We start from the raw sequence: 26,240 nt of genomic DNA on the forward strand, positions 1-26,240 counted from the left end.
AAGATTCTCAAATGAGAATCTTTTTATTAAATCGCTTCTGTAACAAAACTTCTGCTTTCTAGTACTTTTAACATTGCATCTGCTGTATCCAGAGCTGTAAAGAGAGGAACTCCATGTTCAATTGCTGAACGTCTGATTTGTTCACCATCTTCATCAGCTGTCCGTTTGGTACCAACTGTGTTGATGATAGCTTGAATTTTTCCTTTGCGGACGTAGCTTGGAATATCGTGTTCATCATCACCAATCTTTCCAACGAGTTGAGCCTGCAATCCATGACTTGCAAAGAACTCTGCTGTTCCTTCAGTAGCAAGGATTCCGTAGCCAATATTTTGGAAACGACGAGCCAAATCTAGTGCTTCTTCTTTTGCATCATCTGCGATAGTGAAGACAACATTACCAAAGGTTGGTAAGTGAAGATAAGAAGCTTCAAAGGCCTTGTAGAGAGCTTTTTCAAGAGTGGTATCAGAACCCATGACTTCCCCTGTTGACTTCATTTCAGGTCCAAGCAGGCTGTCTACCTTAGCTAGCTTGGTAAAGGAGAATACTGGTGCCTTGATATGAACGCGACTACTTTCTGGGTAAAGTCCATCCTGATAACCAAGCTCTTCAAGACTTTGACCAAGTATCAACTTAGTCGCTACCTGAGCCATTGGGATATTGGTTACTTTAGAAAGGAATGGAACAGTACGACTGGCACGAGGGTTTACTTCAATGACGTATACTTTCTCATCCTTTATAACAAACTGAATGTTCATCATCCCAAGACAGTTGAGGCCGATTGCAAGGCGTTTTGTGTAGTCTGCAATCGTTTCTTGCACTTTTTGCGACAAGGTTTGAGGAGGATAAACAGCCATGGAGTCACCTGAGTGGACACCAGCGCGTTCGATATGCTCCATGATACCAGGGATGAGGACATTTTCTCCGTCTGAAATGGCATCGACTTCACACTCTTGTCCGACGATATAAGAGTCAACAAGAACAGGGTGGTCTGGACTTGCCTTAACCGCAGTACGCATGTAAGAACGGAGATCATCTTCATTCTCAACGATTTCCATAGCACGTCCCCCCAAGACATATGAAGGGCGAACGAGAACTGGGAAACCAATTTTACGTGCAGCAAGTACTGCTTCTTCTTCATTGGTTGCTGTTTGTCCAGGAGGTTGTGGAATATCCAAGTCTTTGAGGGCTTGTTCGAAGAGGTCACGGTCTTCCGCACGGTCCAAGTCCGCAACTTGAGTACCAAGGATAGTCACACCAGCTTTTGCTAATGGCTCAGCTAGGTTGATAGCTGTTTGACCACCGAACTGAACAATAACACCTTTTGGTTGCTCCAAATCGATGACATTCATCACATCTTCGAAAGTCAATGGCTCAAAGTAGAGTTTATCAGATACAGAGAAGTCTGTTGAAACTGTCTCTGGGTTTGAGTTCATAATGATGGCTTCGTAGCCAGCAGCCTGGATAGCTTTAACAGAGTGAACAGTTGCGTAGTCAAACTCTACCCCTTGACCGATACGGATTGGACCAGAACCTAGGACAAGTACAGATTCCTTATCAGACTTGATAGACTCATTTTCCCATCCATATGTTGAGTAGAAGTACGGAGTTTCTGATTCAAATTCTGCGGCACAAGTATCTACCATCTTGTAAACTGGGACAATCTTGTTTTCTAAACGAAGTTGGCGAACTTGATCAGCTGTATTTCCCCAAAGTTCTGCGATTTTACGATCTGAGAAACCATTGAGTTTTGCTGTTTTCAAGACATCGACATCCTGAGGATGTGCGCCCAATTCTTGCTCAATCTCAAAGATATGCAAGAGTTTATCAAGGTAGAAGATATCAATCTTAGTCAAGTCAGCAATCTCTTCTGGTGTATAACCACGACGAATAGCTTCTGATACGTAGAAGAGACGGTCATCTTGAGCCTTGACAACTTTTTCAATCAAGGCATCATCTGAAACATCTGCAAGCTCTGGCATTTCATTGTGATGGACACCAATTTCTAGAGAGCGACAAGCTTTAAGGAGAGATTCCTCGATGTTCCGACCGATGGCCATAACTTCTCCAGTTGCCTTCATCTGGGTACCAAGACGACGTTCCCCTTTTTCAAACTTGTCAAATGGGAAACGTGGAATTTTAGCCACCACATAGTCAAGGGCTGGTTCAAACATGGCATAGGTTGAACCTGTAACTGGGTTAATAACTTCATCCAAGGTCAACCCTACCGCAATCTTGGCAGCCAATTTAGCAATTGGATAACCTGTTGCCTTAGAGGCAAGAGCTGAAGAACGAGATACACGAGGATTTACTTCGATGACATAATACTTAAAACTGTGCGGATCCAGAGCTAACTGAACGTTACATCCACCTTCAATCTTGAGAGCGCGGATAATGCTCAAGCTGGCATCACGAAGCATTTGGTTTTCATAGTCTGACATGGTTTGCGCTGGAGCAAATACGATGGAATCCCCTGTGTGGATCCCAACTGGGTCAAAGTTTTCCATGTTACATACAACAAGGGCATTGTCAGCTGAGTCACGCATCACTTCGTACTCGATTTCCTTGAAACCTGCAATAGAACGTTCAATCAAACATTGGGTAACAGGTGACAACTTCAAACCATTTTCAGCGATTTCACGCAATTCTTCCTCGTTGGCACACATACCACCACCGGTACCACCAAGAGTGAAGGCAGGACGGACGATAACTGGGTATCCAATAGTTGCTGCAAAGGCAACCGCTTCCTCTACCGTGTTGACAATTTCTGATTCTGGAATTGGTTGCTTGAGTTCTTCCATCAATTGTTTAAAGAGATCGCGGTCCTCTGCTTGGTCGATGGCAGACAATTTGGTACCAAGAAGTTCTACTCCAAGCTCATCCAAGATACCATTTTTTGACAATTCCATGGCCATATTAAGCCCCGTTTGACCTCCAAGAGTTGGGAGCAAAGCATCTGGACGTTCCTTACGGAGAATACGAGTCACAAACTCAAGTGTAATCGGTTCGATGTAGACCTTATCTGCAATCTCTTTATCTGTCATGATGGTTGCAGGATTTGAGTTAACCAAGACAACCTCATACCCTTCTTCTTTCAAAGACAAGCAGGCCTGGGTTCCAGCATAGTCAAACTCAGCAGCCTGACCAATAATAATCGGACCAGAACCAATCACCATAATTTTTTGAATATCAGTACGTTTAGGCATTTATAAGATATTAAGGGCGTCAAGCGGACAAAGCTAAAATAGGAGTTATGACGAAGAACTGCTAGTTCTAGAAATAACTATCTTTTTAGCACCGTCCGTAGCCCGTATTCAGTTCAGCAAATACGGACCACCCTTCTCCTTTCTATTCGTCGCCTCACAGAGCGACATTAAATAAATTCTCCGACGATTTCTCACTCGTCATTAATTTGTTTGTTTGAATGCTTCCATCATTTCAATGAATTCATCAAATAGATAACTTGCATCGTGCGGACCTGGTGCAGCATCTGGGTGGAATTGCACAGAGAAACCTGGTAGATATCTGTGACGTACCCCTTCAACTGACTTGTCATTGATTTCTTCGTGGGTGATGATTAAGTGCTCTGGTAAATCCTCACGGCTAACTGCGTAACCATGATTTTGACTAGTGAAATCCACGCGCCCAGTTGCAATTTCACGAACAGCATGGTTAAAGCCACGGTGACCAAACTTCATTTTATAGGTCTTAGCACCATTTGCCATCGCAAAGAGCTGGTGACCCATACAGATACCAAAGATTGGAATTTTCCCGAGAATACCACGGATCATCTCAAGAGCTTCTGGTACATCTTCTGGATTCCCCGGACCATTTGACAACATAACTCCGTCAGGGTTTAAATGCAAGATTTCCTCAGCCGTAGTTGTGTATGGAACTACAGTCACGTTACAATCACGTTTAGATAGCTCTCGTAAAATAGAGTGTTTAAGGCCGAAGTCTACTAAAACAACGCTCAAGCCAATTCCTGGAGCCGGATAAGCAGTCTTTGTAGAAACTTGTCTGATATTATCAGTCGGTAAAACAGTTGCTTGAAGTTGATCTGCAATGTGATCCATACTATCGCCAGCATGTGTTAGAGTCGCTCTCATGGTACCATGTTTACGAATAATCTTTGTAAGAGCTCGAGTGTCAATGCCTGAAATTCCAGGAATTTTCTTAGCCTTCAAGAATTCATCCAGCGTCATTTGGTTACGCCAGTTGCTGGCTCTACGAGCCTCTTCGAAAACCACAACTCCCTTACAAGTAGGACTGATAGACTCGTAGTCGTCACGGTTAACTCCATAATTCCCTACTAGTGGATATGTGAAGGTCAAGATTTGTCCATTATAAGATTGGTCTGTAATGGATTCTTGATATCCTGTCATTCCAGTGTTAAAGACTATTTCCCCTGTTACATCAATATCTGCACCGAAGGCCTTACCTTCAAAAACTGTGCCATCTTCTAAAACTAGAAGTCGTTTTGTCATATTTTCACCTCTCGTGGACGCTCACTGGCGTCTTTTAACGTTTTGTGTCTTATTTGGCTTTTCTACTTGCCAATACGGATTCTAAGATTGCCATTCGAACAAATACTCCATTGGTCATTTGTTGGACAATGCGTGATTTTGGTGCTTCAACAAGATGATCGGCAATTTCCACATCCCGATTCACAGGAGCCGGATGCATAATGATTGCTTCTTCTTTTAAGCGATTATAGCGTTCTTGGTTCAAGCCATGTTGAGCGTGATACTCTTCTTTTGAGAAGACTGCTCCACTTTCGTGGCGTTCATGTTGAACTCGAAGCAACATCAGAACATCCACCTGGTCAACAATCTCGTCAATAGTTACAAACTGACCATAGTCTGCAAACTCTTGACTTCTCCATTCCTCAGGTCCTGCAAAGTAAAGTTTAGCACCTAAACGTTTCAAAATCTGCATATTGGACTTGGCAACGCGTGAATGGTCCAAGTCACCAGCAATGGCAACCTTGAGCCCCTCAAAACGGCCAAATTCTTCGTAAATTGTCATCAAATCAAGCAGACTCTGACTAGGATGTTGCCCTGAGCCGTCGCCTCCGTTGATAATTGAAGTCGTGATGGTTGGGCTCGCAATCAATTCCCTGTAGTAATCAACCTCTGGGTGCCGAATAACACAGATATCTACACCAAGCGCAGACAAGGTCAGGATTGTATCATAGAGTGTCTCACCCTTGTTTACCGAGCTTGTATTCACATCAAAGTCAAGTCGTTCCAATCCCAGTTTAATCTCTGCAACTTCGAAGGATTTATGCGTTCTTGTCGAATTTTCAAAGAAAAGGTTGGAAACAATGGGATGGTCTTCGTAGGGCAACTGGGCTCCATTTTTAAACTCGATCCCTCGTTTAATCAATTTTATAACCTGATCTACAGTGAGATCTTCCATGGACACCACATGTTTTATTGCTTGTTGATTTTCTGACATGGCTACTCCTTTAGCTTTTAAGCTTCTTCAGTAATCAAAACTCTATCTTGGCCATCAAGTTCTGTCATCTCAACGATGATTTCTTCAGAACGACTAGTTGGAATATTTTTCCCAACGTAATCCGGACGAATTGGCAATTCTCTGTGCCCACGGTCAACTAATACTGCAAGACTCACACGGGCAGGGCGACCATGTCCGACAATGTTATCGATAGCAGCACGGATTGTACGACCTGTGTAAAGAACATCATCCACCAAGATAACTTCGCGGTCTGTCACATCAACAGAAATCAAGGAAGTATCTTCACCACTTTTGACATCGTCACGGTAAGGTTTGGTATCTAATTCAACAACGGGAACAGAGATGTTTTCCAATTGTTCCAAGCGCTCTTGGATGCGGTGGGCGATAAAGACACCTCGTGTTTTAATTCCCGCTAAAATGATTTTGTTCAAATCTTTGTTGCGTTCGATAATTTCATAAGTGATACGCGTAATTGCTCGCTTGACGGTTAATTCGTCTACAACTTCTTTTGTCTTCATGACAAACCTCCAAAAAGAAAAGTCTCCTTAGACAAGGAGACTTGAGAATGTATCATTAAGCGAGCCATACTGGAAACAGCATAGACTTACCCTTCTACTTTATCGAGCTCCTTGCCTGCCTCACGGGACAGGTTTAAAGGAATATTTTATTGTTCTTACTATATCACAAAGCCCAGTTCAAAGCAAGTAAAAACATTCAATATTTGACCTTATAATGAACCAAAATCATACAATTGTGGATAGTGTTCGCATTCTGGATTTTTCGGATGACAGATAGCACGACCAAAGTAAATCATGGCCTGATGCGCCGCCAACCACTTTTCTGGTGGCAAGACATCCATGACACGTTTTTCAACCTCTAGGGGAGTAGCTGATTTTTTAACAATATCATGGTGTTTGCAAATGCGCTCCACATGAGTATCTACCGCAAAAGCTGGAATTCCAAAGCCCACACTCATGACTACATTAGATGTTTTACGCCCAACTCCCGCCAAACTTTCTAATTCTTCTCTAGTCTGAGGAACATGACCATCAAAATCTTCTAATAACTGTTGCGCACATTTTTTAAGAAATTTTGCTTTATTTCGATACAGACCTAAACGAGAAATATGTTTTGCAATTTCACTCTCACTTGCGTCTGCCATGGCTTGAGGCGTAGGGAAGGCTTCAAAAAGAGCTGGTGTCGCCTTGTTTACTGCCGCATCTGTCGTCTGAGCAGACAACATAACTGCAACTAAGAGTTCAAAATGATTGCGAAAATCTAGACTTGGTTTTGCATCTGGAAAAAGAGCTATGATTTCCTCAATGACATGACGGGCACGTTTCTTGGATAAAACCATCTATTCGTCTCCATCAAACAGCCCTTGTAAACCTGCAAAAGGACTACTTGCTTCTTTTTTGACTGCTTGTTGAGCTTGATAATCTTCCTCAGACATAATTTGCCAGTCATTTCCAGAAACAAATCCCTGGCCAGCTTCTTCCTCAGCTGTTAAGACCTTGATTGGAATATTTAGCAAGATATTATCTGAAACACTTTCAGCCAGGTCGATTTCACCATTTTCGATAGGTAAAACCAAGTCATCATCAAGAACTTCTTGGTCCAGTTGATTGGTAGCACCTTCCATAAAGACTTCTGTCACTGGATAAGACTCTGCTAACTCAACAGGTTCCATACTACGACTAGAAGCAAGAACGATGGTATAAGACAGTTGGTAATCTAGGAAAAACATACGGTCTTCATACTGAACCTTTCCAACTGCGACAATATCTTTGACATCTAAAATTTCTTGGTTACGCTCACGTAAGTCAGCTGACAAGTCTAGAGTTTGCTCAAAATACAAACCCTCAGGCTGCTTACGAACTTCTTGAATATTTAATTTCATACTTCCTCCATAAAGATTTACTTCCTTGATTATACCATGAAAGGGGGTCAAGTAAAGCCTCTAAACTTTTAAAACATCTTTCTGTATTTTTTGATATATTCATTATGACAAATTTATTTTTTGTGCTATACTATAGGCATCAATACATGAGCAAAGGAGGACGCTCATATGGAAGACAAAGCTCTTTTAACGGAAGCTTATCAACTCGTTTCACAATTAAACCAAACAATACAAAGTTGTAAACAGGGATTGCCAGATGATCTACGCTTACAGCAAAACATAGACGAAATTCTCAGAGCACTTAAAAAAGCTGAGAAAGTAGACAACGCCATCTTAATTGAACTGGAAACTTTTTACCAACGGACTAGTCTTTTGATTGGACTTGGTAGTCTAAAACTAAACGACCAGGCTCGCACTGCTTGGCGAAACTATGATAAGTTTCACTACGATCACGTTAAACATACGTTGACACTCTATGGACCTGTTTTTGGTCTTTAAAAATAGAGGATTTTATGGCTTAATCTTGACAAATTTTCACAAAAAGAGTATGATGATTGCAACAATATTCGGAGGTAAGGGAGACATGAACAACTAAGTCTATCAAATAAAGAACCTTTATTTAGTAGATCTTGTTTCTGTCTCTTTTTTGTGTGCTCTTTTTCTGCTGGATTTTCAGCCCTTTTTAAAGAGTTTTTTTGACATAGACGATTAGCTCTACTAGGTAAAGTAGAGCTTTTTGTTATGCAATATGGACATTCTAGAAAGGGCAATAATATGATAAAAATCAATCATCTGACCATTACACAAAACAAAGATTTAAGAGACCTTGTTTCCGATTTAAACATTAACATCCAAGACGGAGAAAAGGTCGCTATTATAGGCGAAGAAGGAAATGGAAAATCAACCTTACTTAAAACTTTAATGGGAGAAAAATTAGCTGATTTCTCTATCAGGGGAGAAATCCAATCTGACCTTCAATCACTGACTTACATTCCTCAAAAACTACCTGAGGATCTGAAAAAGAAAACTCTACATGACTACTTCTTTTTAGATTCTGCTGATTTAGACTACAGCATTCTCTATCGCTTGTCTGATGAATTACATTTTGACAGCAGTCGTTTTGCAAGCGACCAAGAAATTGGTAGCCTCTCGGGGGGCGAAGCTTTGAAAATTCAGCTCATCCATGAATTTGCCAAACCCTTTGAGATTTTATTTTTAGATGAACCTTCAAATGACCTGGATATAGAGATGGTTGATTGGCTAAAAAAACAGATTCAAAAGATGAGGCAAACCGTTATTTTCATTTCTCATGATGAAGATTTTCTCTCTCAAACAGCAGACACCATTATCCACTTGCGACTGATAAAGCACCGGAAAGAAGCGGAAACGCTAGTAGAGCATTTAGACTACGATAGCTATAGTGACCAGAGAAAGGCTAATTTTACCAGACAAAGCCAGCAAGCTGCCAATGACCAACGAGTCTATGAAAAAACCATGGAAAAGCATCGTCGAGTCAAGCAAAATGTCGAAACTGCCTTGCGAAATACTAAAAATGATGTTGCTGGGCGACTATTAGCTAAAAAGATGAAAAATGTTCTTTCTCAAGAAAAACGCTACGAAAAAGCAGCTCAGTCCATGACTCAAAAACCACTTGAAGAGGAACAAATCCAACTTTTCTTTTCAGATATAGAGCCATTAGCGGCTTCAAAAGTCTTAGTTCGACTAGAAAATGAGACTTTATCCATTGGCCAACGAATTCTGTCTCAAGGGCTACAATTAACTGTCCGTGGTCAAGATAAAATAGGCATTATCGGTCCCAATGGCGTTGGCAAATCCACTCTTTTAGCAAAGTTACATCAACTACTAAGCAGCAAAAGAGAGATTTCGCTTGGTTTTATGCCACAAGATTACCAAGAAACATTGCAATTGGATCTATCCCCAGTAGAATTTCTCAGCCAAACTGGACACAAGGAGGAAATACAGAAAATCCAATCTCACTTAGCCAGTCTTAATTTCAGCTATCCAGAGATGCACCACCAAATCCACTCCTTATCTGGAGGTCAACAGGGTAAACTCCTTCTTTTGAATTTAGTTCTACGAAAACCAAACTTTCTCCTTCTGGATGAACCCACACGAAATTTTTCTCCAACTTCTCAACCAGAAATAAGAAAACTCTTTGCCAATTATTCTGGTGGTCTTGTCACTGTTTCGCATGATCGACGTTTCTTAAAAGAAGTTTGTACGAGTATCTATAGTCTGACAGAGCATGGTTTAGAAGTAGTTGATTTACAAGACCTTTAACTTTTGGAAATAAAACATCCAGAGAAAACCTCTGGATGTTTTTTACATATGTTTCAAACGCTCAATCCGTTCTGAAATAGGTGGATGCGTATAAAATAGTTTTTTCAAGAAACCTGGTTTTTGAGGATCGTTAATATAAAGTGCACTACTAGCATCATCCACATGATGAGTCATTGGTTGACTATTTTCTAGCTTAAGGAGGGCATTGATCATCCCTTGAGGATTACGAGTTAATTCTACGCTTGAAGCATCTGCTAGAAATTCTCGTTGGCGAGAAATAGCTAATTGCACTAAAGTTGCTGCAAGAGGTGCCAGAACTATGGCTAGGAGAGAAATAACTAACTTAATCACTTCAAACCCTCCACTGTCACGGTCACTATTTCTTCTACTACGTGATGCCCCACCCCACCACATCATACGACCAGCCATACTCGATAAAAGGGTAATAGCACTGGCAAGAGCAACAGCAATCGTAGAGATTCGAATATCCAAGTTGCGTATATGACTAACTTCATGCCCGATTACCGCTTCTAACTCCTCACGATTCATGATCTCTAGAAGTCCTGATGTCGCTGCAACAGCAGCATTTTGATGATTCGAACCTGTGGCGAAAGCATTCAAACCCGGGTCATCAATTACATAAACTCGTGGCATAGGAATTTGCGCCACCATAGCCATATCCTCAACAACATGATAGAGAACAGGTTCTTCATTCCTATCAACTTCACGCGCACCATTCATACTCATGACAATCTCTGTAGATTGAAAAATCATGGTCAAGGCATAGATGAAACCGATAATCATGGCTACGGTCACGCCCCAGATACCTGAGTTCATGAAAAGATATCCAACTGCATAACCTACAATAGCTAACAAAAGAAAGAAAACAATTAATAAAACCCAAGTTTTACGTTTATTACTAGCGATTTGTTTGTACAGCATCTTAGTCACCTAAACCACTAAAATCAACTCTAGGAACAGCCTTTTCTTCTTCTGGAGTTTGAAGGAAATCCGCTGCCTTGAAGCCAAAGATAGCCGCAACCAGATTACTTGGGAAAGTTTCTAATTTAACATTGTAGTTGCTAACTACACTGTTATAAAGTTGGCGAGAATATGATATTTTGTTTTCTGTGTTAGTCAGTTCTTCTTGTAAGTGAGCAAAGTTGCCACTAGCCTTCAAGTCAGGATAGTTCTCTGCAATCGCAAAGATACCAGATATCTGACGAGTCAGTGCATCACTAGCTTTCATGGCTTCTGCAGGTGTAGTTGCTACAGCTACTTGTCTACGGAGTTCAGTCACCTTTTCAAGAGTAGAATTTTCGTATTTAGCGTAACCTTTTACTGTTTCAATTAAGTTTGGTAAGAGATCATTTCGACGCTTCAACTGAACATCAATCTGGCTCCAAGCTTCCTTGGTTTGCATACGCCCTCTGACTAGGCTGTTATAACTAACAATCACAAAGAGAACAATAAGAGTAGAAATTCCAAGAATAATCCAAGACATAGTAGGATTCCTTTCTCATTTAAGATTAGTACCAGTATATCAAATTTCCATGTTTTTGTGGTAAAATAAGATGATATACAAGAAGGATATAACTATGAAACCAGAAACTTTTTACTCACTACTTGCTGAACAGAATATTAATCTTACTAACCAGCAAAAAACACAATTTGAGCGCTATTTCGAACTCTTAGTCGAGTGGAACCAAAAAATCAATCTAACTGCCATTACTGAAAAAGAAGAGGTTTATCTTAAGCACTTTTATGATTCCATCGCTCCTATCCTACAAGGGTTGATAGAAAACCAAGAAATTAAGTTACTTGATATTGGCGCTGGTGCAGGATTCCCAAGTCTCCCTATGAAGATTCTCTACCCTCAGCTAGATGTGACCATCATTGATTCACTCAACAAGCGCATTAACTTCCTTCAGCTTCTGGCTGAGGAGCTTGATTTAGAAGGGGTTCATTTCTACCATGGACGCGCAGAAGACTTTGCCCAAGACAAGAATTTCCGTGCCCAATTCGACATTGTGACAGCTCGTGCAGTTGCCCGCATGCAGGTCTTGTCTGAATTAACCATTCCTTATCTAAAGGTAGGTGGAAAACTTTTGGCTCTTAAGTCCAGTAATGCTCCTGAGGAATTGACAGAAGCCAAAAATGCTCTCAACCTTCTCTTTAGTAAGGTTGAAGATAACATCAGCTACACACTTCCTAATGGAGACCCTCGCTACATCACCATTGTAGAAAAGAAAAAGGAAACTCCAAATAAATACCCACGTAAGGCTGGCATGCCAAATAAACGCCCACTTTAATTGTCTTATTTAAAACTGAGTCAGCATCAACTTCGTGTCTTTGTTTCTTGGCTTGGAAAAAATGATTTACAAAATCATGCCTCTCTTTTTTGTTTCTTGGCTCGGGAAAAAACGATTTATAAAATCATGCCTCGCTTTCTTATTTCTTGGCTCGGGAAAAAATGATTTACAAAATCATTTTTTTCTGCTATACTATCACAAGCAAAGGTTTTTAATGTCATCCCGTGAGGTGACGAAGACGCAGATATATATGAAATTCTTTAAATATTGGGATAACCATGTTTTAAATATGTCTTACTCTGAGAGCCTATTGCTGTAAAATTATGGGCTCTTTTTTGATGCCCTAAAAGTGAGGTATTTATGAAACAAGAATCAACTGTTGATTTGTTACTCGACGTTGACCAACGTCCTTCTTTTGGTAAGGGAATTCTACTCAGCTTCCAGCACGTGTTTGCCATGTTTGGTGCTACCATCTTGGTGCCACTGATTTTGGGAATGCCTGTATCTGTTGCCCTGTTTGCATCAGGTGTCGGAACACTGATTTACATGGTATGTACTGGCTTTAAAGTTCCGGTTTATCTCGGTTCTTCTTTTGCCTTCATCACTGCAATGTCTCTTGCTATGAAGGAAATGGGTGGCGATGTTTCTGCCGCTCAAACAGGGGTTATCTTAACTGGTTTAATCTACGTTCTTGTTTCAACTAGCATCCGCTTTGCTGGTACAAAATGGATTGATAAACTCTTGCCTCCAATCGTTATCGGACCTATGATTATCGTAATTGGTCTTGGTCTTGCAGGTTCAGCTGTAACAAATGCTGGTCTTGTTGCTGATGGCAACTGGAAAAATGCTCTTGTAGCTGTGGTTACCTTCCTCATCGCTGCCTTTATCAATACAAAAGGCAAAGGATTCCTTCGTATCATTCCTTTCTTATTTGCCATTATCGGTGGATATATCTTTGCAGTCTTTCTTGGTCTAGTAGACTTCACACCTGTTCTTCAAGCTAACTGGTTCGAAATTCCAGGCTTCTACCTACCATTTAGCACAGGTGGTACCTTCAAAGAATACAACCTTTACTTCGGTCCAGAAACAATCGCAATCTTACCAATCGCGATCGTAACAATCTCAGAACATATTGGAGACCACACGGTCTTGAGCCAAATCTGTGGCCGTCAATTCTTGAAAGAACCAGGTCTTCACCGTACCCTTCTTGGTGACGGTATCGCAACATCTGTATCTGCCTTCCTTGGTGGTCCTGCTAATACTACCTACGGTGAAAATACAGGGGTGATCGGTATGACCCGTATCGCTTCTGTCTCAGTTATCCGTAACGCTGCCTTTATCGCAATCGCCCTTAGTTTCCTTGGAAAATTCACTGCTTTGATTTCTACAATCCCTAGCGCCGTACTTGGTGGTATGTCAATCCTTCTTTATGGGGTTATCGCCAGCAACGGTTTGAAAGTTTTGATTAAGGAACGTGTAGACTTCGGTCAAATGCGTAACCTAATCATCGCAAGTGCAATGCTCGTACTTGGACTTGGTGGAGCAATCCTTAAACTTGGTCCAGTTACACTTTCAGGTACTGCCCTATCAGCAATGACAGGTATCCTTTTGAACTTGATCTTGCCATACGAAAATAAAGACTAAAAGCATTCATAAAAAAATCCACTTGAATGAGTGGATTTTTTGCTTATGTTCTCCAAGTAATCAACAAGTACAAGAGACTTGAACCAAACATATCTGCAAGAGCATGCATAAGAAAGAATGGCAGTAAATTCTTGACTACATACTTGTACAAGAAATAATAGAATAGTCCATATACAAGCCCAATAACTAATGCCCAGAGTAATCCTTGGTAGGTATGGAAAGAAATCCGTATGATTACCGAGTATACTAGAACTAGCCACTGATGCTTTTCTTTTACTGAAGTCAGTAATCCCAAGAAGAAAAATTCTTCGTAAAAACCATTTAAAAGCGCATAGCCAATAGCCATTGGCGTTAAGGCCATGAATTTTCTAATGATTTCCATTGGGTCTATAAAAGGAATCAACTGAGGATTAAAGTAATTGTACTCACCACTAAGGGTTGTTACAATATCACCAAAAATACCAACAATAGCAAAGATAAGGGGAACCCAGATGAAAACAGACCAGGAAAAGCGTATAGGAAGTTGTTTAAAATCATAATTTCGAATCAAGAGATAAAGGAAAGTAATCCCTAACATCATCAATTGAAAAGTAAAATTACTAGAATAAGCTGCCCCATCACTTGCTACATTTGTTGTAGTTTCCGCAACACTAGCAAGAGTTGAAGGTGATAGACTCTCCATAAATTGTTGAGTAGAACGGATGATAAACTCTCCAAACATTAAAACAGTGATGCTTAAGATGTCGAACCATTTTAAGTATCTTAAAGGTTTAGCAGGATGAATACTTTGTATAAAATTCATATTTCCTCCGTTTAGCTTATTTTTGTACCTTTATTATAAACTTTCAATCTTAAAATTAATTAAATTGATACTAGAGCAAAAAAAACAACCTCTTTATAAGGTTGTTCTGTCCTTAAATAGACTTGTGTTTCTTTTCTAGCATTAAATCTTTTAAAGAAATAATAGTCACAGCCAATAAAATCATTGCCATACCAAGAAAATCTACAGGATAAAAGATATCTCCCATAATCATGAAAGCAAAGAATACCGCAGATATTGGCTCAATAGAGGCCAAGAGACTAGATTTGACTGGTCCAACCAGACTTGCCCCCTTAAGAAAGGCCGTGTAGGCAAAAACAGTCCCGATGAGAATAATTCCAGCAAATGCTAAGAAAATATCAAAAGACATAGGTAGACTAGCACCGATAATCCCAGTAAATGGCACTGCTACAAAACCTGAGATGGTCATACCAACACCAATAACCAGAATGCTCCCCCATTTTTGAATGAGTTTAATGGGTGAAATGATATAAAGAGCATAGGTTAAAGCAGAGAACAAGCCCCAAAAGAGACCTGCTGGTGTCATAGAGAGCTGATCCAACTGACCATGAGTCGCAATTAAAAAGGTTCCACCTATTGCTAAAATCATAGAAAGGATTTCGGCTATAGTAGGTGCTACCTTATCCTTTATACATGTGTAAGCCAAGATTCCAACAGGACAGACATACTGAAGCACCGTCGCTGTACCTGCATTTGTCTCCTGAATAGCCGATAAATAAGCCAATTGATTCAGAAAGAGGCCAAATAAAGAAAATAGTAAGAGAGAAAACAGACTTGATTTATCTTTTAGAAAAGCCAAAAATTGTTCCTTAGACTTTGTATAGGACAAGAGAACTAAGAGCAAACCTGCAACAATCAAACGGATATTGGTTAGGACTAGAGCCGATATCCCATGAACCATTAGGTACTGACCACTGGTCCCAGACAAGCCCCAAGCAATACCAGCAATCATTGTAAAAAGAGTTCCTTTAAGAGCTTTTGACATACTTCCTCCCTAGTCTGCTTCACGAATTAGATCCATGACCTGATTACGGTCTATGATCCACTGCGCACGCTCGTCTTTTTCGTAGGTTCTATTAGACAAAAAAATCGCAGCTTCCTGCTTCTTACGATTCCACATGATAAAGGTTCCAGTATAGCCTGTATGGTCTAGCCAATCACCTTCAAGGTTCCAGGCTAAGGAGCGTTCCTTATCACTCAAATCCGAAAAATTTTGACTTAAATCTGTAGCAAAATCATCCTGTAAATAATGCTCAAGGAAGATTTTTAAATCCTTCACAGTTGAAAACAAGCCTGCACTTCCAGCATGTTTACCTAGTAAACGTGCCTTAGGATCATGCACCACTCCTGCCTTCTGTCCCCGAACTGTAGGAACAGCACTGCTAACTGGTCCAAACTGAGTTTCCTTCATCTTCCATGGAACGAAAACTTGCTCTTGTAAAATCTGGTCTAAGTCTTTCTCAAAGTAATTCTCTAGGAGAAAACCGAGCAAGAGAAAGTGAACATCCGAGTACAGAAAAGCCCTCTTATCTCGTCGATTCAAATGAAACATAGCTTCTTTCAATTCTTCGGCATTCAACTGGTCTCTATTGATGATAAACGGGTCCAAGTCCGTAGAATGTGTGAGGAGTTGACGAATGGTGATATCTGGATAATCCGCCTCTGGAAGATAGGTTTTTATGGATTGATCGAGCTCAATCTTGCCTTGATGCCATAAAAAAGTTAAGACAGTTCCAACTCCGACGACTTTGCTCACACTTGCCAAATCATAGACTAAACCTTGACAAGTCTGCTCTCCAATTTCTGGATCTGCTTCTCCGATGTACCATTCAGACCATTCACCATCCCGATAATACGCAAAAGAGGCACCAGGATAAATCCCTGCCTCAATTTGTTGCTTTATTTTTTGAATGATTTCTTGTTTCATACTTCTTCAAACCACAATTCGATATTGTTGGCATCCTTGGTTAGGAAAAACTTCTCAGACTTAGGAATAAAGTAACCTGCAATTTCAAAACGTTGACGCAGACTAGCCAATTCAAGTTTTTTTACTTGGAATTTCAACATAGACAAATCCCAAGTTACATTATTTTCAACAAGCAAATCACTACCTTGGGCTTGCTTGAAAGTTATGCTAGTTTCGATTTCCTCTTTTTCAAGCAGGCTCGTCGTTTCAGCAGGTAAGTTAATTTCTGCTGAAATATCAAATGCTGTTAAATATTGCACTTTCTCATCTTTTGTGAAAGTAACAGTTTCATCAAACTTTCTCAAATCTTTGATGTCATCTTCCGCATGGATTAGGACAAGATCCCCTTCTGGTGAAAGGATTTCAAAAGCATATCCCTTATTTCCTTTATAGAGTTGAGGAAGTTTTTCCATTCTAGCTAGCAGTGCTTCAACCTCGGATGGATTCGCTACTTTTACAATCAATCTAGCTAATTTTTTGATCCCTTCAACCTTACGGCTTCTCATACTTGGCGATTCTTCTAAAACCAATTTTTCAATGCCTGACTGGTCTCCTAGCGATAAGAAAGCCGACTCTTCAAGCAAGGGTTTCATACCCAAGGTTTGGATATAAAACAATTCATTTAATCTTCTATTATTTATCTTTAGCGTCGGGATCATACGCACAATTTGATTTACATTCATAAATTCCTCCAACACTTTTTATTTTAAAGGATTTTATTTCATTTTACAAGTTATTCAACTAAAAACTTTAACTATATTAACCCCTTGAATAAGGAATCCCCTTCGCATATCCGAAGGGGGACTCATTTTATTTTAGTAAAATTCTTTGTTAGTTCTTCCAAGAAAGTTCTGCTTGAAGACCATAGTGATCACTGACCTGCGGACTTGATTGGCCATCAAAAACTACCTGTAACTTTTCTACCTGAAGATCTTTTGTCGTGAAGACGTAATCAATTCGAAGCGGTTCTGTATTTCCCTTCCAACCATCAATTTCTGGAGGAACAGTGTAGCTTCCACTTCTCTCTTTTGCAACTTCATAGGCATCCTGTAAGCCTAGCGGACTAGTTAGGATAGCTTGATATCCTTCCTGACCTGCAGGATTATTAAAATCACCTGCTAGCAAGAGTGGCTTCTTCAATTCTTTCAGAACTGCTTCAAAGCGCGCCCATTCCTCTTGGAATCCTTTATCCCACCAAGAGAGATGCACACTCGCAACTGCAAGCTCTTTACCTTCTACTACTGTTTCTACTAGTGCAACTCGACGAGTGTGATAATCAGTTGGATCATCTACATCTGAAACCAAAATCTCACGCGCCTCAATCGGTGTTTTAGATAGAATTGAAACTCCCTCATGATAACGGTCATATCCGATATGATTATAAGCCCATGTCCAATAATAGTCCAGTCCTTTTTCAGACAACTTCTCTACCAAAAGACGAACATAGTGGTCTTGGTGAATGGGTTCTGCTGAAAGTAACGGATTGTATAGTGGTCCAGACTCTACTTGAGTTGATGTAATTTCTTGGTTGATTTCTTGAAAACAAATCAAATCATAACTGTTTTCAAGTATATCTTGAAACAAGAGCTGAAATTTTTCTTCAGGATTTTTTTCCATCCAACTATGAGTATTGAGTGTTAAAAACTTCATGTTTTTCTCCTATAAACAAGAGGTTGGAAAACAGCTTCCAACCCCTTAGTGTATTACAATTCTACTTTTGCAACTGCTGTTTTAGCTGCAAGAGAACCGGTTTTTTCTAATTTAACTGACTTGATTACATCTCCATTTGTAAAGACAACTACAGTTGTAGTTTCACGACCTGCTGCTTGAATAGCACCAAGGTCAGCTTTGACTAAGAGATCACCAGCAGCTACTGCTTGGCCTTCTGAAACCTTCACATCGAATGGTTTTCCTTCAAGACTTACAGTATCAAGACCAATATGAACAAGAACTTCAAGACCTGCTTCAGTTACAAGACCAAGAGCATGTTTAGTTGGGAATACACTTGATACAGTACCAGAAACTGGAGATACAATGTTTCCGTTTGCTGGTTCTACTGCAAATCCATCACCCATCATTTTTTGTGAGAATACTGGATCCTTAACTTGTTCCAATTCAATCACTTGACCATCAGCAACTGAGTACACTTCTTCAGTCACACCTTTGTATACAACAACGTCTTTTTGAGATGCTGCCATTTGACTTGGAAGAGTTTCAGGAATCACTTCACCTGAATCAAGAATATCTTGGATATCTGATTTCAAAACGTCAGCTTTAGGTCCGTAGATAGCTTGGACACCTTGTCCTTTCATGACAAGTCCCATAGCTCCTTCAGCTTTCCATTGTTCTTCTGTTCCAACTTTTTCAGCATCTTGTACAGTTACACGAAGACGAGTCATACATGCGTCGACATCAACGATGTTCGCACGTCCACCAAGAAGGTTGATGATGTTAACAGCTTGAGAAGCTTCTGCAACTTTAGTTTCTCCAGCAGATGAAGATTCAGAAGAACCATCTGCATTTTCATAGTTACCGTTACGTCCTGGAGTTGCATAGTTGAATTTCTTAATCATGAAGTTAGCGATGAAGTACATGATAAATCCAAAGAGTACTGTCACCCAGATAAAGTTAATGATATCCATACCAAGACCAGCATTGATAGCTAGTGGAGTACGAGTCAAGAATTCGATTGAACCGAATGAGTGCACACGAAGGTTCACAATATCAGCCATTGCAAATGCAGCACCTTGAACAAGAGCGTAAACAAGGTAAAGAGGTGTTGCGATGAACATGAACATGTACTCAATTGGTTCAGTTACCCCTGTCAAGAATGTTGCAAGAGCAGTTGCGATCATCATACCTTTGTATTGGTGTTTCTTATCTGGATCAACGTTACGGTAGATAGCCACAATGATACCCATCAAGATACCAAACGAACCAATCATTTGTCCAACTTTAAAACGAGCTGGATGTACTGTATCTAACAAGTGTTGGTATTGACCTGCGTCAGTACCTTTAAGGTTTACAAGGTCAGTTACCCATGCAAGCCAGAGTGGATCTTGACCAAATACTTGAGTACCTTTTGCTGCACCAGTCATGACATCATAAGTACCACCAAGAGCTGTATAGTTCATTGGGATAGTCAACATATGGTGAAGTCCAAATGGCAAGAGTAAGCGTTCCAAAGTACCATACAAGAATGGTGCTAGAACTGGAGCTGTTTCTTGTGAGTTGGCAATCCAGATACCGAAGTTGTTGATACCTGTTTGAACAAGTGGCCAAAAAATTGAAAGAAGGATTGCAGCGATTGCTGAACGAAGGATAACAACAAATGGTACAAATCGTTTTCCGTTAAAGAAAGAAAGTGCATCAGGAAGTTTACGGAAATTGTAGTATTTGTTAAAGGCAGTTGCCCCTACAAAACCAGAAATAATCCCTACAAACACACCCATGTTAAGTGCTGGAGCTTCAAACACGCTGATAAAGTAATCAGAAACTTTGATAGAGTTACCAAAGATTGTTGAAACCATAGCATTAGGATCTTTCAACATATCACCACTAACACTAAAGATAGCACCAGTGATACGGTTAATCAAGATAAAGGCAAGTCCTGCTGCAAAGGCACCACCTGCACGTTCTTTTGCCCAGCTACCACCAATAGCAAGAGCAAACAAGATATGTAGGTTACCGATAACTCCCCAACCAATTTGCTCAAGGATTCCACCTGTAACAACAAGTGGCGCAAAGTTAGGGTTAATCATTGCAAGTGTCTTACCGATTGAAATCATCAATCCAGCCGCTGGCATAACAGCGATAACCACCATTAGAGCCTTACCGAATTTTTGCCAAAACTCGAAAGACAAAACATTTTTGAATGTAGCTTTCATCATTCAAATCTCCTTATTTTATTTTAGTGCAAACGATTTACGAAAACGTTTGCACCATCAACACCTCTATTATACCACTTTAATTTTTTTTGTAAAGGATTTATATAAGATTTTTTGATTTTAAAAATTTCTTACTTCTCTTCAATTGTTTACTAACTTTGAGTTTACTGGGGTTTTCTGATATAATATTAGCTATGAAATCCTATAATACCTTGAATGATTATTATCGAAATTTATTCGGAGAAAAAACTTTCAAAGTTCCTATCGATGCCGGATTTGATTGTCCCAATCGTGATGGTACGGTAGCTCATGGAGGTTGTACTTTCTGTACTGTTTCTGGATCTGGAGATGCTATTGTTGCACCTGACGCTCCTATTCGTGAGCAATTTTATAAAGAAATTGACTTTATGCACCGTAAATGGCCAGATGTAAAAAAATATCTAGTCTATTTCCAAAACTTTACTAATACTCATGAAAAGCTCGAAGTCATTCGTGAACGCTATGAACAAGCTATTAATGAACTCGGTGTTGTTGGAATCAATATCGGTACACGACCAGATTGCCTGCCTGATGAGACTATCGAATACTTGGCAGAACTGTCAGAACGAATGCATGTTACTGTAGAGTTAGGTTTACAAACAACCTATGAAGAAACTTCTGAATTGATTAACCGTGCCCACTCCTATGAACTTTATGTGGAGACAGTTAAACGCTTGAGAAAATATCCAAAGATTGAGATTGTTGCCCATTTGATTAACGGCTTGCCAGGTGAAACTCATGACATGATGGTGGAAAATGTTCGTCGCTGTGTGACTGATAATGATATTCAAGGGATTAAACTTCACCTACTTCACCTTATGACAAATACTCGGATGCAACGTGATTATCACGAGGGTAGACTGCAGCTTATGAGTCAAGATGACTATGTGAAAGTTATCTGTGACCAACTAGAAATTATTCCCAAACATATAGTCATCCATAGGATTACGGGTGATGCGCCTAGAGATATGCTGATTGGTCCTATGTGGAGTCTCAATAAATGGGAAGTTCTAAATAGCATAGAAGCTGAAATGAGACGTCGGGGTAGTATCCAAGGATGCAAGGCTGTAAAACAGGAGTTTATGAATGAAAAGACCACTTGAAATGGCGCATGATTTTCTTTCCCAAGTCATCACAAAATATGATGTTGTTGTAGATGCAACAATGGGAAATGGACATGATACACTTTTCCTTGCCAAATTAGCTAAACAAGTCTACGCTTTTGATATACAAGAACAAGCTCTTGAAAAAACAAGTCAACGTCTACAAGAAGCCGGTTTGACCAATGTCGAGTTACTTCTACAAGGTCATGAAACCGTAAATCAGTTTGTAACTGAGGTGAAAGCAGCTATCTTTAATCTAGGTTATCTTCCTACTGCCGATAAGTCTATCATAACTAAACCTCACACAACCATTGAGGCACTTGAAAAACTCTGTCAGATGCTCGTTAAAGGCGGAAGAATAGCCATCATGATTTATTACGGGCATGAAGGCGGAGATATAGAACGGGATGCAGTTATGGATTATGTTAGTCAGTTACCGCAACAAGAATATACTGCTACTATCTATCGCACCCTCAACCAAATTAACAATCCACCATTTTTAGTTATGATTGAAAAATTAGAAAGGTATCGCCATGGATAAACAATACCTAAAAGATAAAATCGAAGCTCTTCGTCACAACTTTGTCGAGTCAACCCAACATGAACGTGCAGTTGGTATTTTGGATGAAGCACAAATGAGTAAAAAAATGCTGAAAATCAAAAAGAAAATGATTTCACTTGAAATGGAGCGTTGTCAGAAGAAAATCGAGCATAAGGACTGCTCAAAGATTGATCAAAAAATCCAAGAACAAAAGGAACTTTTTGAAAATTGTCGTAAACAAAAATAGGGAGGTGGAAAATGAATTTACTTTTTTATCTCTTGGTATTTTTACTAGTTCTTATTGTTTCTAGTACGACCAATAAGCTTCTGCCCTTTTTACCCATGCCTCTGATTCAAATTTTGTTAGGGATTGGAATTGGACTTTGTTTACCCAACAACCAATATCATTTAGATACTGAGTTGTTTCTAGCTTTAGTCATTGGCCCACTACTATTCCGAGAGGCTCAAGAAGCAGACATTACTTCTATCCTAAAACACTGGCGGATTGTCCTCTACTTGATTTTCCCAGTTATCTTTATCTCAGCGCTGAGCATGGGGGGACTCGCTCATGTCCTTTGGGCTAGCCTACCATTAGCCGCCTGTGTAGCAGTTGGTGCTGCTTTAGGGCCTACAGACCTAGTAGCCTTCGCATCCCTTTCTCAACGCTTTTCCTTCCCAAAGCGGGTTTCTAATATCCTAAAAGGAGAAGGTCTTCTGAATGATGCTTCTGGGCTAGTAGCCTTTCGTATGGCTCTCATCGCTTGGACAACAGGAACATTCTCCCTTACCCAAGCCGGAACCTCATTAGCCATTTCCATCGTTGGAGGGTTTGCAGTCGGCTTTATAACAGCCCTAATCAATCGCTTCCTTCATACCTTTCTACTCAGCGTCCGAGCAACAGATATCGCAAGTGAGCTCTTATTGGAACTTAGTTTACCTCTCTTGACTTTTTTCATAGCCGAAGAAATCCATGTTTCAGGCATTATCGCCGTTGTTGTTGCTGGGATTCTGAAAGCCAGTCGTTTCAAGAAAATAAATCTCCTGGAAGCGCAAGTTGATACAGTTACTGAGACTGTTTGGCAGACTGTAACCTTTATGCTCAATGGTTCAGTCTTTGTCATTCTTGGAATGGAACTGGAAATGATCGCGGAACCAATTCTTAAGAGTGCATTCTACAACAAAGTACTTCTCTTACTCAGTGTTTTTCTCTTGACCTTCCTGCTTTTTGCTATCCGCTTTGTCATGATCTATGGATTTTACGCATTTCGGATTAAGAAGCTTCATAAAAGTTTAGACAAATATGTCAAAGATATGCTCCTCCTTACCTTTTCTGGTGTGAAGGGAACTGTATCCATTGCCACTATCCTTTTGATACCGTCTAATCTGGAACAAGAACACCCTCTTCTTCTCTTCCTCGTAGCCGGTGTAACCCTGGTAAGTTTCCTGACGGGATTACTAGTACTCCCACACCTTTCTGAAGAGAAAGAACCATCTAAGGATCAGCTCATGCACATCGCTATTTTAAATGATGTCGCAATGGAGTTAGAGAAGGATTTAGAGAACACAAAAAACAAGGTTCCACTCTATGCGGCTATTGACAATTATCATGGACGTATTGAAAATCTTATTCTTAGTCAAGAAAACAAAGAAATTCAGGAGGACTGGGAAGCTCTTAAACTCTTGATTCTCAGTGTTGAAAGCGATGGCTTGGAACAAGCCTATGAAGAAGGAAAGATTGGAGATCGTGCTTATCATGTCTACCAACGCTACTTGAAAAACATGGAGAAAAATATTAAGCGAAACTTTGCTTCTCGACTAACCTACTACTTCCTTGTCTCCATACGCATTCTTCGTTTTCTACTTCATGAATTGCTCACATTTGGGAAAACATTCCGTTCATGGAAAGACAAGGAAAAACAGAGACTTCTTGCCATTGATTATGACCAGATTGCAGAACTCTACCTAGCTAATACGGAAATTATCATCGAGAGTTTGGAAAACCTCAAAGGGATTTATAAGAGTTCTTTAATCAGCTTTATGCAGGAATCTCGTCTTCGCGAAACCAGTCATATTACGAGTGGTGCCTTTGTGGAACGGGTTATCAATCGTATCAAACCCAATAACATCGATGAAATGCTCAGAGGTTATTACCTTGAACGTAAGTGTATCTTTGAATACGAAGCTCAAAAACTCATCTCAGCTCAATATGCCAAAAAGCTACGCCAAAATGTCAATAATTTAGAAACTTATTCCTTAAAAGAATCTGCTAATACCTTACCTTATGATATGATGGAATTAGTTCGAAGAAATTAAAGTCTTTAGAAAACAAGAGAAAAACTGGAGGATTGTAACATGAAAAAGTTGTGGAAACAGCTGACTGATAGACCCTTATTAAAAGCTTTTTTGCACTACTATCAAGCCTCCGATAGTGAGTTAACTAGCGTTGCTGTTGCCTACTATTGGTTGATTTCAATCTTCCCTTTACTCATGATAGTGGTCAATATCTTACCCTACTTTCAAATTCCCATCTCTAACTTTCTATTAACAATCAAGGAATTTTTACCAGATACAATCTATGAAGTTGTTGCAAAAATTGTCAGAGAAGTTCTGACTCAACCATCAACAGGTTTACTAAGTTTTGCTATCTTATCAGCTCTTTGGACTTTCTCCAAATCCATGGATTTTCTTCAGAAGGCCTTTAATAAAGCCTATGGAGTTGCAAAAAATAGAGGAATTATCTCACACCAGCTGATGAGTCTCTTGGTTAGCTTTGGCCTTCAAATTCTCTTTGCCCTTGCCTTATTCCTCAGTATGTTCGGCCATATGTTATTGGACCTGCTTAAAAACTACTGGAAATCTGAGAGTGCTCTGTTTTCTTATCTACAAGATTTTACAGGTCCCCTGATTTATGCCTTTCTTTTTGCTACCGTGATTATGCTCTATTATTTCCTACCAAATGTTAAAGTAAGTAAGATTCGCTACGTCATACCTGGTAGTCTCTTTGTACTAGTTACGACAATTGCTTTATTAAACATCTTTGCAGCTTATTTCAACAATTATGTCAACTATCTCGTTGACGTCAGATTTTTCAGTTCAATCGTCGTCGTTGTCATGATGTTCTGGTTCATTATCATTGCCAAAATATTGATCATCGGCGCTGTCCTCAATGCCAGCGTTCAAAGTTTGAAGGATCCAGACTTTAAAGCAAATCAATAAGATTTCACCGATTACACAAATCGATCCCCCAGTCATTTAATACTGGGGGATTTTTGAATTTCCTGCTTTATTGTCCACTAGTGAGGGCTTGCAATTCTGTTTTTAGATACTGAGCCAAATGTTGGTGAGCAAAAATATTGGCATTTTTTTCTGCGGTAGGATTGTAGTTGGTGTTGGTATTTACATCATAGACATAAATGTCTCCACTCTCTGATTGAACCCATTCAATCGCCGCAACTTCAATCTGAGCATTTTTCAAGAAATTCTCATAAGCTTCTCTCCGGTCATCTGGTAGAGGTTCTGTAATCTGGAATTTTTCAGACGTTTCTAGTTGCTCTGGTCTCTTGCCGATTTGGCAACCATCTGCTGGACACAGTTGGAAACCATCTGAAGAATCAATCGAAACAGTATAGAGGAATTTTTGATTGATAAATTCTGAACGACGGATACGTCCATCACTTGGCTTGATGTAGGCTTGTAACAAGGTAATCCCGTCCACTGATGGTTCAAAGAGAGGGCTATTGACATAAGCTGCCAGTTCTTCTTCATTTTGAAAGAGTTGAACCCCTAATCCCTTACCTGCTCGATTGTGCTTGGTAATCAAAGGATAAATGTTTAATTTTCTTGCTGCTTCAATAATGTTCTCTTGACCCAAAACCGCAACTGTTGCAGGAGTCTCGATACCAGATTCGTTTAACTTCAAATATTGTTTGACTTTACTAATTTCAAGGTTGATAGCACCGGTACCATTCACAACTTTGCGTCCGTGTGCTTCTAACCAAGTAATCACTTGCTCTGTAAATTCTGGCGCATAACGATGTCCTCTTGTGTGAGAAGAGGCAGACATACGATTGTAAAAGATACCTTGCGGAGGTGGGCTTTGCAAATCTAAAATCCCTCTAGACAAATCCCATAGTTCATAAGGGACTTCTAATTCTTCCAACCATTTCACTAAATGTTGAGTCCATTCTAGATTCTCATGAATCACATAAACTTTTGCTTCACTCATTAT

Annotated in this window: 24 protein-coding genes; 9 read left to right on the plus strand and 15 right to left on the minus strand. The window is 39.9% G+C overall.

What is annotated here, in order from left to right; translation table 11 throughout:
* Positions 1–26 precede the first annotated feature (26 nt).
* The 6 genes from carB to I1J71_RS02835 all read right to left on the minus strand — a co-directional run bounded on the left by carB (position 27) and on the right by I1J71_RS02835 (position 7,378).
* On the minus strand, positions 27–3,203 hold the full coding sequence (gene carB, locus I1J71_RS02810) for a carbamoyl-phosphate synthase large subunit (RefSeq protein WP_195183633.1): 3,177 nt from the start codon (positions 3,201–3,203) through the stop codon (positions 27–29).
* A gap of 201 nt (positions 3,204–3,404) precedes the next feature.
* Positions 3,405–4,484: a carbamoyl phosphate synthase small subunit gene (locus I1J71_RS02815; RefSeq protein ID WP_195183634.1), complete on the minus strand. Its 1,080-nt coding sequence runs from the start codon at positions 4,482–4,484 to the stop codon at positions 3,405–3,407.
* A 49-nt stretch (positions 4,485–4,533) separates the two neighbouring features.
* The gene (locus I1J71_RS02820) at positions 4,534–5,457 is read right to left on the minus strand and encodes an aspartate carbamoyltransferase catalytic subunit (protein ID WP_195183635.1); all 924 of its coding nucleotides are present in this window, start codon (positions 5,455–5,457) and stop codon (positions 4,534–4,536) included.
* Between the two features lie 17 nt (positions 5,458–5,474).
* On the minus strand, positions 5,475–5,996 hold the full coding sequence (gene pyrR / locus I1J71_RS02825; RefSeq protein WP_004252509.1) for a bifunctional pyr operon transcriptional regulator/uracil phosphoribosyltransferase PyrR: 522 nt from the start codon (positions 5,994–5,996) through the stop codon (positions 5,475–5,477).
* Positions 5,997–6,205: 209 nt separating this feature from the next.
* Complete coding sequence (nth, locus tag I1J71_RS02830; protein ID WP_195183636.1) at positions 6,206–6,835, minus strand: endonuclease III; 630 nt, start codon at positions 6,833–6,835, stop codon at positions 6,206–6,208.
* A complete protein-coding gene (locus I1J71_RS02835) occupies positions 6,836–7,378 on the minus strand; it encodes a YceD family protein (RefSeq protein WP_195183637.1) in 543 nt (180 codons plus the stop codon).
* A 168-nt stretch (positions 7,379–7,546) separates the two neighbouring features.
* On the opposite strand from I1J71_RS02835, the gene I1J71_RS02840 reads away from it, so the two are divergent.
* Both I1J71_RS02840 and I1J71_RS02845 read left to right on the plus strand, forming a co-directional pair.
* Entirely contained in the window at positions 7,547–7,876 is a 330-nt protein-coding gene (locus I1J71_RS02840) for a helicase BlpT (RefSeq protein ID WP_195183638.1), read from the plus strand.
* Positions 7,877–8,119: 243 nt separating this feature from the next.
* Positions 8,120–9,679 carry an ATP-binding cassette domain-containing protein gene (locus I1J71_RS02845; RefSeq protein WP_195183639.1) on the plus strand — a complete coding sequence of 520 codons (1,560 nt, stop codon included), beginning with the start codon at positions 8,120–8,122 and terminating at the stop codon, positions 9,677–9,679.
* Between the two features lie 42 nt (positions 9,680–9,721).
* On the opposite strand, the gene htpX is transcribed toward I1J71_RS02845, so the two are convergent.
* Both htpX and I1J71_RS02855 read right to left on the minus strand, forming a co-directional pair.
* Positions 9,722–10,621, minus strand: a complete 900-nt coding sequence (gene htpX / locus I1J71_RS02850; RefSeq protein WP_195183640.1) for a zinc metalloprotease HtpX — start codon at positions 10,619–10,621, stop codon at positions 9,722–9,724.
* Position 10,622: 1 nt separating this feature from the next.
* A complete protein-coding gene (locus I1J71_RS02855) occupies positions 10,623–11,183 on the minus strand; it encodes a LemA family protein (RefSeq protein ID WP_195183641.1) in 561 nt (186 codons plus the stop codon).
* 94 nt (positions 11,184–11,277) lie between these two features.
* Here I1J71_RS02855 and rsmG point away from each other — a divergent pair, with 94 nt between their 5' ends.
* Complete coding sequence (gene rsmG, locus I1J71_RS02860; RefSeq protein WP_195183642.1) at positions 11,278–11,991, plus strand: 16S rRNA (guanine(527)-N(7))-methyltransferase RsmG; 714 nt, start codon at positions 11,278–11,280, stop codon at positions 11,989–11,991.
* Positions 11,992–12,351: 360 nt separating this feature from the next.
* Entirely contained in the window at positions 12,352–13,635 is a 1,284-nt protein-coding gene (locus tag I1J71_RS02865) for a uracil-xanthine permease family protein (protein ID WP_195183643.1), read from the plus strand.
* Positions 13,636–13,678: 43 nt separating this feature from the next.
* Here I1J71_RS02865 and I1J71_RS02870 read toward each other — a convergent pair whose 3' ends face one another.
* The 6 genes from I1J71_RS02870 to I1J71_RS02895 form a co-directional block, all read right to left on the minus strand.
* Positions 13,679–14,437 (minus strand): CPBP family intramembrane glutamic endopeptidase, encoded by a 759-nt coding sequence (locus tag I1J71_RS02870; RefSeq protein ID WP_195183644.1) that lies wholly within the window; start codon positions 14,435–14,437, stop codon positions 13,679–13,681.
* 112 nt (positions 14,438–14,549) lie between these two features.
* Positions 14,550–15,461 (minus strand): DMT family transporter, encoded by a 912-nt coding sequence (locus I1J71_RS02875; RefSeq protein ID WP_195183645.1) that lies wholly within the window; start codon positions 15,459–15,461, stop codon positions 14,550–14,552.
* A 9-nt stretch (positions 15,462–15,470) separates the two neighbouring features.
* Complete coding sequence (locus I1J71_RS02880; RefSeq protein ID WP_195183646.1) at positions 15,471–16,403, minus strand: serine hydrolase domain-containing protein; 933 nt, start codon at positions 16,401–16,403, stop codon at positions 15,471–15,473.
* Positions 16,400–17,125: a CppA N-terminal domain-containing protein gene (locus I1J71_RS02885; RefSeq protein WP_195183647.1), complete on the minus strand. Its 726-nt coding sequence runs from the start codon at positions 17,123–17,125 to the stop codon at positions 16,400–16,402. The genes I1J71_RS02880 and I1J71_RS02885 overlap by 4 nt, the downstream gene beginning before the upstream one ends.
* A gap of 148 nt (positions 17,126–17,273) precedes the next feature.
* Positions 17,274–18,092, minus strand: coding sequence for an endonuclease/exonuclease/phosphatase family protein (locus tag I1J71_RS02890; protein WP_195183648.1), 819 nt, complete (start codon positions 18,090–18,092; stop codon positions 17,274–17,276).
* Positions 18,093–18,145: 53 nt separating this feature from the next.
* Positions 18,146–20,332 carry a PTS transporter subunit IIBC gene (locus I1J71_RS02895; protein WP_195183649.1) on the minus strand — a complete coding sequence of 729 codons (2,187 nt, stop codon included), beginning with the start codon at positions 20,330–20,332 and terminating at the stop codon, positions 18,146–18,148.
* Between the two features lie 191 nt (positions 20,333–20,523).
* Here I1J71_RS02895 and I1J71_RS02900 point away from each other — a divergent pair, with 191 nt between their 5' ends.
* The 5 genes from I1J71_RS02900 to I1J71_RS02920 are packed head-to-tail and all read left to right on the plus strand — an operon-like array spanning position 20,524 to position 25,228.
* Positions 20,524–21,471 (plus strand): TIGR01212 family radical SAM protein, encoded by a 948-nt coding sequence (locus tag I1J71_RS02900; protein ID WP_229026621.1) that lies wholly within the window; start codon positions 20,524–20,526, stop codon positions 21,469–21,471.
* Positions 21,455–22,012, plus strand: a complete 558-nt coding sequence (locus I1J71_RS02905; protein ID WP_049495561.1) for a tRNA (mnm(5)s(2)U34)-methyltransferase — start codon at positions 21,455–21,457, stop codon at positions 22,010–22,012. The genes I1J71_RS02900 and I1J71_RS02905 overlap by 17 nt, the downstream gene beginning before the upstream one ends.
* Positions 22,005–22,259: a hypothetical protein gene (locus tag I1J71_RS02910; RefSeq protein ID WP_049495563.1), complete on the plus strand. Its 255-nt coding sequence runs from the start codon at positions 22,005–22,007 to the stop codon at positions 22,257–22,259. The genes I1J71_RS02905 and I1J71_RS02910 overlap by 8 nt, the downstream gene beginning before the upstream one ends.
* Before the next feature lie 11 nt (positions 22,260–22,270).
* Positions 22,271–24,325 carry a cation:proton antiporter gene (locus I1J71_RS02915; RefSeq protein ID WP_195183650.1) on the plus strand — a complete coding sequence of 685 codons (2,055 nt, stop codon included), beginning with the start codon at positions 22,271–22,273 and terminating at the stop codon, positions 24,323–24,325.
* 39 nt (positions 24,326–24,364) lie between these two features.
* A complete protein-coding gene (locus I1J71_RS02920) occupies positions 24,365–25,228 on the plus strand; it encodes a YihY/virulence factor BrkB family protein (RefSeq protein ID WP_006148182.1) in 864 nt (287 codons plus the stop codon).
* A 67-nt stretch (positions 25,229–25,295) separates the two neighbouring features.
* Here the strand turns inward: I1J71_RS02920 and I1J71_RS02925 are convergent, their stop codons facing one another.
* Entirely contained in the window at positions 25,296–26,237 is a 942-nt protein-coding gene (locus tag I1J71_RS02925) for an ATP-grasp domain-containing protein (protein ID WP_195183651.1), read from the minus strand.
* Positions 26,238–26,240: the final 3 nt, after the last annotated feature.

This window comes from Streptococcus infantis (assembly GCF_015546995.1).
GTDB classification, from domain to species: Bacteria; Bacillota; Bacilli; order Lactobacillales; family Streptococcaceae; genus Streptococcus; species Streptococcus infantis_J.